The 16503-nt window shown below is 35.4% G+C and carries 8 protein-coding genes; 1 reads left to right on the top strand and 7 read right to left on the bottom strand.

The genetic code is table 11. The features are described 5' to 3' along the window. Positions 1-217 precede the first annotated feature (217 nt). The 5 genes from BMY39_RS04250 to BMY39_RS04230 form a co-directional block, all read right to left on the bottom strand. The gene (locus BMY39_RS04250; RefSeq protein ID WP_092575907.1) at positions 218-1807 is read right to left on the bottom strand and encodes an arylsulfatase; all 1590 of its coding nucleotides are present in this window, start codon (positions 1805-1807) and stop codon (positions 218-220) included. A gap of 183 nt (positions 1808-1990) precedes the next feature. Then, positions 1991-3037 carry a LamG-like jellyroll fold domain-containing protein gene (locus BMY39_RS04245; RefSeq protein WP_092575904.1) on the bottom strand — a complete coding sequence of 349 codons (1047 nt, stop codon included), beginning with the start codon at positions 3035-3037 and terminating at the stop codon, positions 1991-1993. A gap of 73 nt (positions 3038-3110) precedes the next feature. Further along, complete coding sequence (locus BMY39_RS04240; RefSeq protein ID WP_092575899.1) at positions 3111-4895, bottom strand: RagB/SusD family nutrient uptake outer membrane protein; 1785 nt, start codon at positions 4893-4895, stop codon at positions 3111-3113. Between the two features lie 13 nt (positions 4896-4908). Further along, a complete protein-coding gene (locus BMY39_RS04235) occupies positions 4909-8175 on the bottom strand; it encodes a SusC/RagA family TonB-linked outer membrane protein (RefSeq protein ID WP_092575892.1) in 3267 nt (1088 codons plus the stop codon). A 51-nt stretch (positions 8176-8226) separates the two neighbouring features. Beyond that, positions 8227-9588, bottom strand: a complete 1362-nt coding sequence (locus BMY39_RS04230) for a Gfo/Idh/MocA family protein (RefSeq protein WP_092575889.1) — start codon at positions 9586-9588, stop codon at positions 8227-8229. A gap of 313 nt (positions 9589-9901) precedes the next feature. Between BMY39_RS04230 and BMY39_RS04225 the strand changes: the two genes are divergently transcribed. After that, positions 9902-14002: a hybrid sensor histidine kinase/response regulator gene (locus BMY39_RS04225; RefSeq protein ID WP_092575886.1), complete on the top strand. Its 4101-nt coding sequence runs from the start codon at positions 9902-9904 to the stop codon at positions 14000-14002. Positions 14003-14014: 12 nt separating this feature from the next. Here the strand turns inward: BMY39_RS04225 and BMY39_RS04220 are convergent, their stop codons facing one another. After that, the gene (locus BMY39_RS04220) at positions 14015-14563 is read right to left on the bottom strand and encodes a gluconate 2-dehydrogenase subunit 3 family protein (RefSeq protein WP_092575880.1); all 549 of its coding nucleotides are present in this window, start codon (positions 14561-14563) and stop codon (positions 14015-14017) included. Positions 14564-14565: 2 nt separating this feature from the next. Then, positions 14566-16254: a GMC oxidoreductase gene (locus BMY39_RS04215; RefSeq protein ID WP_092577665.1), complete on the bottom strand. Its 1689-nt coding sequence runs from the start codon at positions 16252-16254 to the stop codon at positions 14566-14568. Positions 16255-16503: the final 249 nt, after the last annotated feature.

The raw sequence follows: 16503 nt of genomic DNA, 5'->3' as shown, positions 1-16503 counted from the left end.
TGATACTTCGGTTTCCAATCCCAAAACTGCCTTGGAAAATCAATAATTCTATAAGAATTTAATTAACTAAATTATTTCAATTAGCAGCCTATTTTTACGAAGTATGATAACGTTATGTTTGGTATATATTGAAAGAATTACATAAAAAAGCCCATTTCACGTTTTAACGTAAAATGGGCATTACCCTAAAAAAGGAATTTTACCTTCCTTTTTTGTCTCAAGGATTATTGGTTAGGCCACTTTCAATTAAAGGAATCCTAAAGCGTTCTAGTTCTGCATCTTGATGCTCGTTAGCAAAAATAGCTTCAGCCTTCTTGATAATTTCTGGGTGTTTTTCAGCAATATTATTGTTTTCAGAAGGGTCTTCCTTGAGGTTATACAACTCTAAGGTTGGTGCTTTCTTTTTGTTTTTTAAATTTTGGCGCACTACTTTCCAATCTCCCATCCTAATAGCTACTTGCCCTCCATATTCTGGATATTCCCAGAATAGAAATTCATGTTCTTTTTGGTCGTTATCTTCTCCTCGAAGGGTTGGTAAAAAGCTAATACCATCCGTGTCTTTCGGTTTCTCAAAACCCACCAAGTCTGATAGGGTTGCCATAACATCATATTGTGCCGAAATTAAATCCGTTTTAGTATTTGGCTTTATATGTCCAGGCCACGATGCAATCATAGGTACTCTTATACCTCCTTCGTACACAAAGCCCTTGGCCCTACCAAGTTCTTCATCAAAAATTCCAGAACTATTAAAAAATTCTCCATCGGTACCACCTGAATATGTAACCCCATTATCTGAAGAAAACATAATTAACGTGTTTTCATAAAGGCCATTATCTTTTAAATATTGTACTAACTTTCCAACGTTTTCATCTAAATAAGAAATCATGGCCGCATATCCAGCTCTTGGGTTTTGGTGTGGATAATACCCTATTTTTCCCAAGTAAGGTTCTTCTTCACCAAACTTCTTTTTATAATAATCTACCCAACGTTGTGGTGCTTGAATAGGATTATGCGGTATTGGGGTTGCCCAATAAAAGAAAAAAGGATTATCCTTTTCTCTATCGATGAATCCCAGCATTTCATCAAAAAACAATTCTGGAGTATAGTCGTTAAGTGTATAGTCTTTATAACTCTCTGGATCATTTGGGTCAGCATCTTTTAACAACTTTCTTGATGGTTTAATTGTGTCGTTATTTAAATGCACCCGTTTTTCATTCCTATACACATGTACTGGGTAGTACGTATGTGCTTGACGCTGGCAATTGTAACCAAAAAAGAAGTCGAAGCCCATTTTGGTAGGTAATGATTCCGTATGCGGAGCGCCTAAACCCCATTTACCTACCATACCTGTAGCATAACCGTTTTCTTGTAATTTTTTAGGAAATAGCAAAGTGTTTTTTGGAATAGGACGCTGGCCTTCCAGCGTAGAGTCTAAAATAGTTTTTCGGTAATCCCATACATCGCCTCGCTCGTTCCACTCATCATTACCTCTAATGTAGGCATGCCCAGAGTGCTTTCCCGTAAGCAACATATATCTTGCTGGCGCACATACTGGCGCACTAGTATAATGTTGCGTGAAACGCATTCCGTTTTTTGCTAAGGCATCAATGTTTGGCGTTTCTATTTTTTCTTGACCATAAACCCCTAATTCTCCATAACCTAAATCGTCTGCCAATATATATATGATGTTTGGTTTTGATTTTTCAGAATTAGAAGCTTCGTTTTTTGGAGGTTCTTTACAAGAAAATGAAACAGCTAGTAAGATGCTCAGAATCAAATATTTTACTTTTTTACTATATCTACCCATTAAGTTTCATTTTAAAGTACGTTGTTAATTTTTAAAAAATAATCATTAAGTTTTGAATAAAAAAAGATGCTTATTTTACGACTACATTGCAGCGCTTCAATAAACATCTTTTTAAAACTAACTCAAACTAAACAAATATTTCAAATGGCAATTAATTACCATTTAATATACTACATAAAATTTTTATTCAGCAGCAAGAGCTCCAATTTGGTCTGGACTCAATGCGATGTCTAAAATAGCCACATCGTCCAACTCTCCTACCCACATATAATCAGTTCTATAAGCTGGTCGACCGATTCTAACATCTATTCCATCGGGATCGGTATTAACTTCTCTCCTTTCTGAATTGAACGACTGCCCAGGTGCATCAGGTAAATTCTCGTCCAGAGCACCATCAATATAAACTTTAACACGAGCTACTTCAGGACCATCAGCTGGATCGTATGTAACCGCCAAATGATGCCATTGATCATCCATTAAGTCAGTTCTGCTAGTTCTAAGACTACAACCACCGCCTTCTACACGAACCTGTCCGCCTTGTAACATCACGTTAAACATTTGTCCCGGTGAATTTGTACCCCAACCAACAATAGCCTTTCTACCTGTACCTGCACCAGTTTTAAACCATGCTACAACACTTCTTGCTGCATCTCCACTTACACCTTTGTACCCTGGAATCGTTAAATCTTGAGAGTATGGAGGGAATGGAGGTGCTAAATATGCACTACTTGCATTGCCATTTCTATCTGCAACATAAGTTACATCGCCATAGCTGGAAACAGCTGTAATTCCATTTGTACCTTCGGTATCTTCCAAGTTACCGTCAAATCTAAATATTGACACGAATGGCAATGGCTCGCCTTCTACAATAATATAATCTTCTAGCAATACTTCACTAGCACCATATTCGTTTCTAACTTTTAACTTTACATCATACTCTCCAGGCACAGTATAAATAACTGTAGGTGATTGCTCGGTGTATTCACCAAACTCTGAACCTACTAAAGACCATGTCCAAAAACTTGGGTCGTTAGTTGAAGTATCTGTAAAGGTGATAGATTCTCCTTCAATAATTGTAGTTGCAGAAGCCGAAAATGATACTTCTGGCAATAAAGCTGGGTCTGCCTCATAATCGAGAGCGAAATCTCCTCCAACTTTATCACATGAGGTCAGGTTTAAAATCATAGTTGCGGCAAACGCAATTATGGTATATGTTTTAAGTAACTTCATTTTTGTATTTTTTTTAAATTAATTGTTGTTATGCACTTGTGCGTTTTTTATAACACAAGTGCAATGAAATATGTTATTCCCAAAGTGGGTTTTGTTCCAAATTCGGATTTAACAAAATCTCACCAGACGGTAATGGAAACAAATAATAGTGATCGGGAAATGTAGGAGGCGTTTCAGGAATTAACTGCACATAGCCTTCAGGCGCACTGTTTTGAATAGGTAATGTAACACCAAAATCTGATTGTGCTACCCAACGTCCTAATTTTACTTCGGTAGCATAGTCCATTTTTTTCCATCGTCTTAAATCCTCTCTTCTAAAACCATCACCCATAAGTTCAATAGCTCTTTCTCTGCGTATTTCCCATAAAATAGGGTCTACTGTCGGATCTCTCATTGGGTCCCAACTAGCATCTACCGCTCCTAAATCTAAAGGTGCAACACCACCTCTTGCTCTAAGCTTATTAATCGTAGCATCGGCAATAGATTGATTGAATTCTCCTAATTCAAACTTTACCTCAGCATGTATAAGATAAATTTCACCCATTCTAAATATAGGAAGATCATTTAAGTCTCTTGAAGACACCCTGTCATTATGATCATTATAAACTTTCCAAAAGCGGTAACCATTTCCTGTTTGTGTTGGGGTTAACCTTTCAAAATTAGGGACTCTATCTGTTACCCTTCCAGACCAGTTTCTGTCTGGTAATTCTTTTAAAGGATATCCCCCGGTAGCCGCAGCTACTTGACCAAACCACTCTGCATCTGCCGGGTTGCCTGTTGGCGTCCATGTTTGCGTACCATTACCGTTTATGCGATATGGTGGAGGCGTCATAGTTAATATACGCTTATCTCTGTTTCTAAATTCGGCATAATGGTCTTGATCACCCTCATACAAAGTGTTAGTAGCATTATAAATAGGTTTTCCATCTATTGTTAAAAACTTATCTATACCTTTTCTAGTAATATCATATTTGTTGTTTGTAGATCGTGTATTAGTACTCACCCAATGTGTTAATTCATCAATTACATAATGTCTATACAACAAAATTCCAGGTTGCCCTCCTAAGTCTAGAGAATTAAACACAGCATCATAGTTATCCATAATTGTGGCATATTTATCAACCAGATATGTAGACGACTGATTAGCAGCATTTAAATACGTTGCAGCATCCGCTAATCCATGATATTTACGCCATGTACCTTCAAATAATGCGAAACGTGCTAATAGCGCTCGAGCTACATCTGGATTAATAGTATTTGGACCATCACCATTATCAAAAATAGTCGCAACTGCCTCATTAAGATCTCTTAAAATATTACCCGCTACCAAATCGCGCGTATCTCTTGGTTTATTAAGTTCATCCGTATCTTGGTCTGTAATTTCATTCTCAATCCACGGCACACCTCCAAAAGTTTGTAACATTCCAAAATACTCATGCGCTCTGAAAAATAGACCTACACCTCTCCAATGCGCTTTTTCAGCATCACTAAGTGGCGAATCGGGTAATGCATCCAACATGATGTTAACGCGCCTAATATTTTCATATGCATTAGAATATCTTCCATCATTAATAGGTACAATGTAATTTTGATTCAAGTAACCTGGATTTACAGAGCTGTTTCCGTTTTGCATTAAGTCTCCTTGAAGATCTCTTGTTGCTGCCCATGATGTTGACGTTGGGTACTCCTCTAAGAAATCATAAAAGCCCCATGCATATAGCTTGATGTTGTTATATGTACTAAATATGGTTGCTTTTGAAAGTTCATCTTTTGGCGCAGTGTCCAAAAAATCATCATTACAGGCAAATAATGTCGCCACTACTGCCAGTAAAAGTGAAATGTGTTTTAAGTTTTTCATAATTTTATTTTTTTTAGAATGACAGATTTAAACCAGCTGAAAATTGTCTCAGTATTGGATACGTACTTGCAGCATCTTCATTTACGTCAGGATCTAGTCCTTTTGGCAAATTGTCGAATGTAAATAGGTTGTTACCAGACACAAACACTCTAAACTTATTAATCTTCATACGTCTTAATAATTCGCTATCTATACTATAGCCAAAGGTAATGTTTTGTATTCTTAGGTAACTTTCGTCTTGTAGGTATTTCGTTTGTACCCTTCTACTTAATCCATAATTACTGTCTATATTTCCTGCCGCTGCATTACCATGCACTCTTGGGAAGTATGCATTTTGGTTGTCTGGTGTCCAATAATCTAATTGATTCGCATAAATATTATCAAAAACAGATCGGTAAGGGAAAATTAAATCTGAATCTCTCCAACCATCTTCTTTTCCAACACCACTTAACACAAATGAGAAATCAAATCCTTTGTACTCCAAAAATCCGTTAATACCAAACTGGTAACGCTTTCTGCCATTTCCAATTACCTTACGGTCTCCAGGTCCTGTACGAGCAATAATTTCTCCAGTATTAGGATCAATATCATAAGACGCGCTATTATTACCATTTGTGATAACACCATCACCATCCAAATCTTGATACTTTATATCTCCAGGATAAGGTACTGGCGCACCATCTATAATTGGTACACCTGGTTTTAATTGCCTGTTATCTCCCGATAAATCGGCATTTAAGGTACCATCAACAAAATCATCCGTGGTGTAATACCCATCTGTAACATAACCCCAAATATCGCCAATAGTTGAACCTTCCCAATATACCTGACTGATGTCTTGCGATGGGTTATCAAAACGTGTTACTTTTGCTATATTATCAAATACATTAAGGTTTAAACCATAAGAGAAATCTCCTCTTCGGTCGTTCCAACCAAGTTCAAATTCCCATCCAGTAACTTCTATGTCCCTCGAGTTTTGTAAAGGAGCATTGGTTCCTAAAACAGCAGGAAGTTCAGCACCAGGACCTAAAATTCCATTGGTCTCTCTAACATAGTAATCAAAAGAACCTGTAAGTCTATTTTGAGCCAAGCCAAAATCCAATCCAAAGTTTCTAGATTCTACATCTTCCCATGTAAATCCAGCACTTATTAATCCTGCCGGACTAAAACTAATATAACGTTGTTCAGTATTTATGTCTGTCCATCTTGTTGTAAAATCCTCATATCCAGGGATAGTTGGAAAATAGTCTCTAGAATTAGTACCTGGCCTATTATACACCTGATTTCCAATAACACCATAAGATGCTCTAAATTTTAAAAGGGAAACAAAATCAACATTTTCCATAAACCCTTCTTTAGCGATATTCCAACCAACAGATGCCGATGGTAACACTACATAACGATCGCCATCTGCAAATAAAGATGAGCCATCGTAACGTAAATTTCCTTCAATAAAATATTTCTCCTTATAGTTATAGTTTAAACGAGAGAAATAACCAACAACACCCCATTCATAAAAGGCATCACCTACATTAACATTGGTGTCATCAAAACCTAAATTTAACGATGGTGTTTCTAGCGGATCAATTAAATTTCTTTTTGTAGCAAAAAAGAAATTTTGTTTTTCATCTTCTTTATTTAGACCAACTAATACTCCTATATTATGATTTTCACCTAAAGTTAAATTGTAGTTTGCGTAAAGGTTAATACCGTTATATATTCTATTAGATTGGTTTCTTGATATACTTGAACTTGTCTGCGCATTGGCTTCAGAGGTGTTCGGGTTAAATCTAAAAGTACTGTAATAACGTTGCCCGTTATTAACAGTTCTATTATTAACATAATTTTTCTCGAACGTATATTCACCAGTTACCGATAAATTTTTTAGAGGCTTCCACTCTAATTTTTGGAACAATCTTAAGTTATCGTCTTCTCTTCTCCCTGGCTCGCTGAATCTCACTACATTAGATGGTGATTGGAAAGGTAAAACTAGCCCTGAACCATCATCGAAAAATCCACTAGAAGGATCGAACATCCTAACCTGTACTGCATCATTGTAACGCCCATTAGGTCTAGACTGTATACTTGATCTAAATAACACATTACTAGTTGAAGTTAATTTCTCAGATATATCGGCAGAAATCAACGCATTTACGTTATATTTCCTGAAAGAATCCTTATCTGTCACCATCACTCCATCTTGGTAGCTATATCCGGTATTTAAACGATATGCAATATTTTCGCTACCACCACTAACTGCAAAGTTATGAATGGTTGAATATCCAAAATTCTCAATAAAGTCACCAAAAGTATCTGCATCTTGCAACGGATAATATTGTCCTCCGTCAAAGTGAATTGGATACGTTTGACCAGACACAGGATCTTGGGCTAAATTAAGTTGACTTGGGTCTGTCTCATATTGATTAATATACCCTAACCAATCGCTAATATTCTGACCAGCAAAATATGCGTTAACACCCCAAAACTCTAATGATCTCACAAACTCCTTAGTTGTTGCTTTTTCAGGCAAATCAGAAGGCGTAGATATACTTGAGGTTACATTGTAATCAAACTTTACTTTTTGATTTCTTTTACCCTGCTTTGTAGTAATTACTATTACACCAAAAGCTGCACGCGCACCATATATAGAGGATGCCGCAGCATCTTTCAGTACAGAGACAGACTCAATATCCTGTGGATTCACATCATTTAAACTTCCCGGTACGTTATTAATTAAAACTAACGGAGAACCTCCATTAATAGAAGTAAAACCTCTTACATTTAAGCTTACACCCTCTGAACCAGGTTGACCAGAACCAACCGTAACCTGTAAACCAGATGCAATACCCTGTAATGCTTCGGCAGCATTTGTAATAGGTCTGTCTGATACAATTTTATCCATTTTTACGTAAGAGTTCGCACCCGTTACATTGGATTTTTTCTGGGTACCGAAACCAACTACAACTACTTCATCGAGTTGTGCCGTATCTTCTTTTAAAGACACATTAATTGTTGATTTTTGACCTACCGTAATTTCTTGAGTTACAAATCCAATGTAAGAAACAACTAGCACATCATTATTACCTACTGACAGAGAGAACTTTCCATCAAAATCGGTTGATGCACCACTGTTCGTACCTTTAACGGCTACCGTAGCACCCGCTAATGGAATTCCTAAGCCGTCAGTTACTGTTCCTGTTACAGTTTTTTGTTGTGCTTGCATCGCGCATGTCAGCATCAACAAAATTCCTAAGAACTTTAAAGTTAGTATTTTTCTCATAATTTAAAGATTGATTTAGTATTCATTTTAGTTATTGATTAGTAGTTTATTTTAAAAAGTATCTTTCATCCATTGGTACGGTTTACGTTTCACCCACAAACCTCTTGTAAAATCTGGAAAATCCTGTGGCTCCCCGTTATTTTCAATTGAACGTTCAGACAATGGTGTTATGGCACTCCAAGCGGCAGCATCATAAGCGTCCATTGGTGGCGCAATATTTTGTTTTGCTGACTCAACAAAAGCTTGTATCACAAAAAAGTCCATGCCTCCATGACCCGCCCCAGTAGCCTTTTCGCCGTATTTCTTCCAAAGTGGGTGGTCATATTTCTTAAGCCACTCTTTAGAATCGTCCCAGCGATGTGGTTTTTCTGATTTGCCTTCAATATATATTCTATCCCCATCTTTTTCCCAAAGTCCTTTAGTACCCTGAACTCTAAAGCCCAATGAATACGGTCTTGGTAAATGCACATCGTGGGTTACTATTATAGTTTCTCCATTGGCCGTTTCTATAGTAGAAGTAATTACATCGCCCATTTTAAAATTCACTTTAGCATTTGGGTGATCTTTCCCGCCATGCTCTACGATATAATTATGCATACCCCGGCTTTTTGTAGCGTGAGAAGTTAGAGACACCAAACGATTTCCTCTGTTAATATCGCACATAGCAGCTATTGGACCGATGCCATGCGTTGGATATACATCCGCATTTCTTAATACAGAATGCTGTGTGCGCCATACGGACTCTGAAATTCCTTTTTCTCCAAATTCCACACCTTTACCATAAGCTGTTTTTCCATCATTAAGCATTACGAAGCGCAAGTCGTGCTGGTATCCGCATCTAAAGTGCATTAATTCTCCAAACACATTTTGCTTCACCATATTAAGCACAGCTAGAACATCACGACGATAATTAACGTTTTCAAGAAGCATTAAATGTGTGCCTGTTTGTTCGTGAACATTGACTAAATCCCAACATTCCTCTAAAGTATTCGCTGCAGAAACCTCTAAACCGGTATACTTACCGGCTTTCATAGCGTCTTTTGCCATACGTGTATGCCATAACCAAGGTGTTGCTATAATAACAGCGTCAACATTATCTAATTCTAAAAGATTCCTGTAGTCATAGTCATTTTTCCCAAAAACTTCAGGTTTTCTTTTTCCTGATTTAGAAATTTTATCTAGTGCTAATGAAATTCTGTTGGAATCGATATCACAAATAGCTGTAACAGCTACATCATCTCTATGCAGCAAGTTTACTAAGTGATTCGTTCCTCTTAGTCCAACACCAATAAGCCCTACTTTTAATTTATCGTTAAAAACCCCTTTTGACAATCCAAAGGTCATATGCGGCATCATAGCCATTCCTACCCCTGCAATTGCTGTATTTTTAATAAAGTTCCTTCTCTTGTTCATTATTCTTAAATTTTACTATAGAAACACCTTATAATTCTCACAAAAAATGCCTTTTCTATCTTATGTTACAAATTTGTTAAAGTTTACTGGTTTTTAGTGTGGTTTTTTTTATCTAAAAAGGTGTGTTTTTTACTCATACATTGTAAAAAAACTATTTTACCTACCATTTTTGACGAATTACCCCCCTTTTTTAATAGCGCTATATCAATCACACGATAAAAATGGTTTAATTGAGGTTAAAAGTTTTTTTAAATAATTAAAACATCTATTTTTGAATAAATTGCATTTTCTTTAACGTTTTTATGCCTTAAAAATGGTTACATATTTAAAATTTGTAGCATATTCTATTTTACTATCATTTGTAAGTATATCTTGGGGACAAGAGAATTCGAACTTCATCAAACTAGACAAGGAATTTTCTGCAAGCGCACAAATTACAGAAGATAATCTAGGGTTTATGATTATTCTTGATGGTGACGGCTTGCACAAATATAATGGCTACAATTTTTCAACCACATCGCTTGAAACAGTTTTTGGAAATGACTTTACTGGCGATAGGCAATACGTTTTAAAAAAAGATAATCAAAGTAATATATGGGTCGCTTCTTTTAAAGGGGAACTTACCAAAATAACACCTAATGGTTATTATGAATGTTATAGAGACAAATTAAAATCAGAGGATGAATATGTTCAAATAACCAGTATTAAGCCATATGAAAACTATGTTTGGTTTGGCTCTTCAACAGGAGGCATATATAAATACAAGGCCGATGATTCTACTATTGAATATATTGCAACTCTACCATCAGTAAACGAAAAACCTCAAATTATTAAAGGCCTTGCCCTTAGTGATAAAAATTCTTTATGGATAAGTACACTAAATGGAAAAATATACAACTATGCTGTACAAGAAAAGAAACTAAAACTATTTGAAAGTCCTTTAGGCGATAAAACTCAGATAATTAATTTAGTAAATGATGCTTCTGGAAAAATATGGCTTGCTACAGAATTGGATGGTTTATTTAGCTACAATCCTTCGAGCAAACTATTTAAGCAATATGACAAGACTGGAGGAGTAAGTACTGCTTCCCAGCACCATTTGTTTACCTCGCTTTACTGCGACAGCCTTGGAAACATATGGGCAGGAACTGATGGGGATGGATTATACAATATTGACCAAAAGAACAATGAAATAAATATTTACAAGCACCAAGAAAGCAATAAATTTTCTATCAGTAGCAATACAATATTGTTTATTACGGAGGATTCAAATAACAATATTTGGATAATAGATAAAAACGGCATAATTAATATTCTGCCAAAAGGAAGCAACACCATTAAATACTATAATGGTTTAACAAACAATACCCCCGTTAAAGTATTATCTGTGCTAAAGGCAAAAGATGGTTCTATATATATTGGTACCGACGGAAAAGGGCTGAATAGAGTTTTTTTAAATGGAAAAAAAGACCATTATACCAAAGATGGCGATAATTTTGAGGCTAGATATATCCAAAATTTATTAGAAGATGCTCATGGTAATATTTGGATAGCTACATATCAAAATGGCTTATGGATTTATTACCCGAAACGGGATAAATTTCAAAAATTAAAAACCATAATTTCTGATAACCTTTATTCAGATGATATAAGGACTCTTTTCAAAGATTCAAAGAACAGAATTTGGGCAACCTCAACTAGGTCCATTAATATCTATAATACCAATCAAGATTTATTGGCAACATTTAAATATGATTCAAATGGATTATTTGGAAACGTTTCAATGAGTCTAGCAGAGGATGAAAACAAAACTGTTTGGCTTAGTGTAAACCCAAGTCAATTGTTTAAGTTTAATGAAAATTTCAATGATTTAAATGATTCCTATTTTACCAAACATAATTATTTTTTAAATGATAATGACGATTTACGGAATTACAACATTCTATCGTTAGTACCAGATTTTCAAGGCACCCTGTGGATGGTTTGTGCCTCAGGCATGTTAATTCAATTTAATCTCGAAAAAGAATCCTTTCTACCGTATTACAAAAAAGAATCTTTGAAAGAATACTTTTTTACAGCGTTATTACTAGAGGATCCAAATAATTTATGGCTTAGTAGTTTAAATGGTATGCACCATTATAATTTAGAAAAAGATGAGTTAAACTCCTATTACCAAATAGATGGTTTTCAAAGTAAGGAATTCTCTTTTAGAAGTGCTTTTAAAGATGATGAGGGCACCTTTTATTTCGGAGGAGAAAATGGCGTAAATGCTTTTTCCCCAAAGGATCTTATTAAAACGAATACAGAAGGCCAACTATACATCAATGATATTGAAATTTTAAACAAACCTGCAAATTTGATTATTCCTAATCAGGTAAAACAGGGCGTCGAACGTGTAGAGCACTTAAAACTCGATTACGATCAATCTTCTTTTTCGTTTCAGTTTGCAGCTATAGGCAATATTATAAATACTGACTATCACTATGTGTACAGGTTAAATGGTTTTGATAAAGACTGGATAGCACCAAAGGAAAGTAGAACAGCCTCATACACTAACATACCTCATGGCGACTACACATTCGAAGTTAAAGCAGGCTCCAAAAGAGGCAACTGGAATATCACCCCTATTGCCGTTAATTTATCTATTATGCCACCATGGTACCAAAGTAATTTGGCTTATATGCTATATCTAATTGCTGTAGCTTTAATTGCATACAGCATTGTACTATGGCTACGTTTAAAGAATAGACTTGCGAAAGAAACTTGGGAAAACAATAAAGAAAAGGAGCTATACGCTCTAAAAATGAATTTTTTCGCAAAAATGTCTCATGAAATTCAAACTCCACTTACCTTAATTCTTGGTCCAATTTCAGACATGTTAAAAAGAGCTACGGATAATGGAAATGAACTATTGAGACAACGTCTTTTAATGATAGATAATAACGCCAACCGTCTTTCTAGAATTGCTATGGAATTGATGACCATTAGAAATAAAGAACTTGGAAGGCTAAGAGTTTATGCATCAAAAAACGATTTAATAGCAGATTTAAAGCGGATATCTCAATCTTTTAGTGAACAAGCTCGATTTAAGAATATTGATTTCATCCAAGAATATCCAAAAAACGATATTAAAATTTGGTACGATTCCGAAAAAATTGAGCATGTTATCTATAATTTATTATCTAATGCATTTAAGTTTACACCTAGCGAAGGCACTATAAAAGTAAAAGTCATAGAAATACCTTCGGAAGAAGAGATAAAAATTTCTGTAGAAGATTCTGGCCCAGGAATCCCTAAAAACGAGCTAGATGACATATTCAAACTTTTCTATCAATCAGAAACAGGAAAGGGGACAAAAGGATCCGGTATTGGATTAGCGCTAACAAAGGACCTTGTAAATCTCCACAAAGGCAGCATTAATGTCTCATCTTCCCCAGAAACCGGCACAACGTTTTCTGTAAATCTATCTACTAGAGAAGATATTTTTACTCAAGACGAAAAAGTTTTAATCCAAGACACCAACACTATATCCAATTTATCGAAAAACGAAGCATTAATCTCCGATAGCGATTATTCTGTCAACAATCTAATTAAAGATAAAAACCAAACATTACTAATTGTTGAAGACAACATAGAAATGCAAATGTTTCTAAAAGATGTTTTAAGTGATTATTATAACTTATTAATTGCTCCTAATGGTAAAGAGGGTATTGTTCTAGCCGAAAAACACATGCCAGATTTAATAATAAGTGATATTATGATGCCCGTTATGGATGGTATCGAGATGTCGAAAACTCTACAAAAAAAGAAATCTACATATCATATCCCTATTATACTATTAACAGCTAAAAATTCAACATCTGCAAAAATAAAAGGCCTAAATGTAGGCGCTATAGAGTATATAAAGAAGCCCTTTAACTTTCATGAATTATTGTTAAAAGTCAACAACATTCTTACTTCTAGAGAAAAAATTATTTCTAAATATAAAACTGATCTTATTAGCGCTCCAGTCGATATTAGCGAACCCTCAAAAGATGATATTTTCTTACAAGATTTGGTGAATGAAATTAATACGCAATTAGAAAATCCGGATTTTAAACTGGAAGATTTAACCAAAACTTTTAATATGAGCTATTCTGTTATTTACAGAAAATATCAAGAGATTACCGGTAGAACATTAATAGACTTAGTAAAATCCCTAAGATTAAAAAAAGCTGCATTATTAATTATTAAAAACGGTTATAACATTTCAGAAGCAGCATATATGGTTGGTTATAAAGACCCGAAGTACTTTGCTAAAAGCTTTAAAGAAGAATTTGGAGTTCCTCCCGCCACTTTTAAAAGGGAGGCTAAACTTAGTGGTGTAGAAAAAATTATTAATAAGTATAAAATTAACCCTATCACTCAATCGTAGTACACAATTCTGTTACTTAAGATAATCCTCCACGATTGATTGTGACGTGAAATAACCCAACAAGCTAAATTCCCTAGCTGTCTTAAAGAAATAAAAGAATTGGTAGTTGTTTTTCTCTGCCTCGTTTAACGTATCGAAATCCTGCTCTAGTAAACTAAAAATTTCTTTTTCTTTTGACGTATTGAAATGCGAACTAACAAAGACTTCTAAATCGGCTGCTGAAGCATTAGAAATTGTCTTGTTTAACTCATCATTTAATCTGCTTTGAAACACTTCTGCTCCTTGCTTCATAAAATGTTGCTCTTGGGTTGCCAATACATGCTTACAAATTTTATCTACAAATTGAGTTAAATTCAAATCTTTACCACCTAAAGTTGACGTTCTTGGAAGAATGATATCCACCAAAAGATCAATAAGACGTTTTTCATTCAAATTAAAAAATACAGGTTTGAATTTAGCCCTATTATTTGTGCATGATTCCAAAATGCTTAGTACAGAAGAAGCACTTACGCTGATACCCAAAGACATTACAATATTTTTTATGGCCGTTCTTCTCTCCATACCTAAAAGGCTTTAGCATTTAATTGTTTTATAGCGTAATCTACAGCTCTAGCTGTTAATGCCATATAGGTTAAAGAAGGGTTTTGGTTTCCCGAAGACGTCATACAAGCGCCATCAGTAACAAAAACATTTGGTACCGCATGAATTTGATTGTATTTATTAAGTACTGATGTTTCTGGGTTACGGCCCATTCTAGCAGTCCCCATTTCGTGTATAGCATGCCCTGGATAAAATGCCTCATCAAAACCTGTTACATTTTTAAAACCAGCTAGAGTTAACATTTTAATTGCCTCTCTCTTAATATCTTTACGCATTAGCATTTCGTTCTCTTTAAACTCTGCATCAAATGTAATGGTTGGCAAACCCCATTCGTCTAGTTTATTATAATCTAGCTCCATTTTATTGTCATGGTATGGTAAACATTCGCCAAAGCCCGTAATACCAATACGCCAATTTCCTGGTTTTAAAAGACTGTCTTTAAATGCTTTACCATAGCTTAATTCTTTAATTGCACGTCTCCAATCAGTTCTACTGGCACTACCTTGAAAACTGTATCCTCTTAAGAATCCTGTTTTAGTTGAAGCATCTTCTAAATTCCTAAATCTAGGAATATGGAAACTTCCTGGACGATACTTATTCTGAAAGTCTTTTGTGAAGCCATCTATTTCTGCGGTTGCCCCTACCCTAAAATGATGATCCATTAAATTATGTCCTAACTCCCCGCTGTCATTCCCCAGGCCATTTGGAAATCTTTTAGATTTAGATTGTAGCAATATACTCGTAGTTGCAACTGTAGAAGCGCAACAGAAAATAATCTTCGCAGAATATTCTATTTTTTCTTTTGATATGGCATCAATAATTTTAACGCCTGTCGCTTTATTTTTGGAATCATCGTAAATAATCTCATGTACTATCGCGTTTGGCCTTAACACCATATTGCCTGTTCGTTCCGCTGCTGGCAATGTTGAAGAATTACTGCTGAAATAAGCTCCTAGAGGACAGCCTCTCATGCACCTGTTTCTATAAATACAATTTCCTCTACCTTCGTGAACAGCGTCTCCCGTTAAGTTTGCAAAACGCCCTATAGTTAAATATCTATTCGTATAATTTTCTGAAATTACCTTTTTAAAGTAACGCTCAACCACATTTAAAGCCATAGGGGGCGAAAAATGGCCATCCGGTAAATGAGATAGCCCTAATTTTTCTCCACAAACACCAATAAATTTTTCAACTTTAGTGTACCAAGGCGCTATATCATTATACCTAATAGGCCAATCTACGGCAATATGCTCTTTTTTGTTGGCTTCAAAATCAAGATTACCCATTCTCAAGGACTGCCTACCCCACGTAATAGAACGACCGCCTACATGATAACCCCTTATCCAATCAAAACGTTTTTTTTCATTGTAAGGGTGCTTTAAATCGTTAACAAACCAATGACTTGTAGCTTCATGGGTTACAAAACCCGTTCGGTGTTGCTTGAATTGTTTTATTCTATCATTTGAAGTTGGTTTCCCCCTATACGCAAACTCCCAAATATCCTTATTTGCTGTTGGATAATCTGCTACGTGATTAACCATTCTACCGCGTTCCAGCACCAAGGTTTTAAGTCCTTTTTCACAAAGTTCCTTTGCTGCCCAACCTCCAGACACTCCTGTTCCAATAACAATGGCATCAAATTCCTCGGTCATGAGTTTACCTTTTATTAAATCTGCATCAACATTATTTATATTCAAGCATCAGTCGCTTCATAGGCATTAGTAAAGACTTCGAAATGTTTTATAATTTGAGCTATATCATCCTTAATACTAATGCATTGCTTTTCATATTTGCTTTCTACATCTATACTGAACTGTACCAACTGCTCTACCTTTTTAGTCTTACTTATTTCTAATTTTCCTCCTGGAAAAAAAATGGTTAAACATTCTGAAAAATCTTAT

The sequence above is a fragment of the Hyunsoonleella jejuensis genome (assembly GCF_900111025.1).
GTDB classification, from domain to species: Bacteria; Bacteroidota; Bacteroidia; order Flavobacteriales; family Flavobacteriaceae; genus Jejuia; species Jejuia jejuensis.
This window is presented reverse-complemented; position numbering and strand designations above follow the sequence as displayed.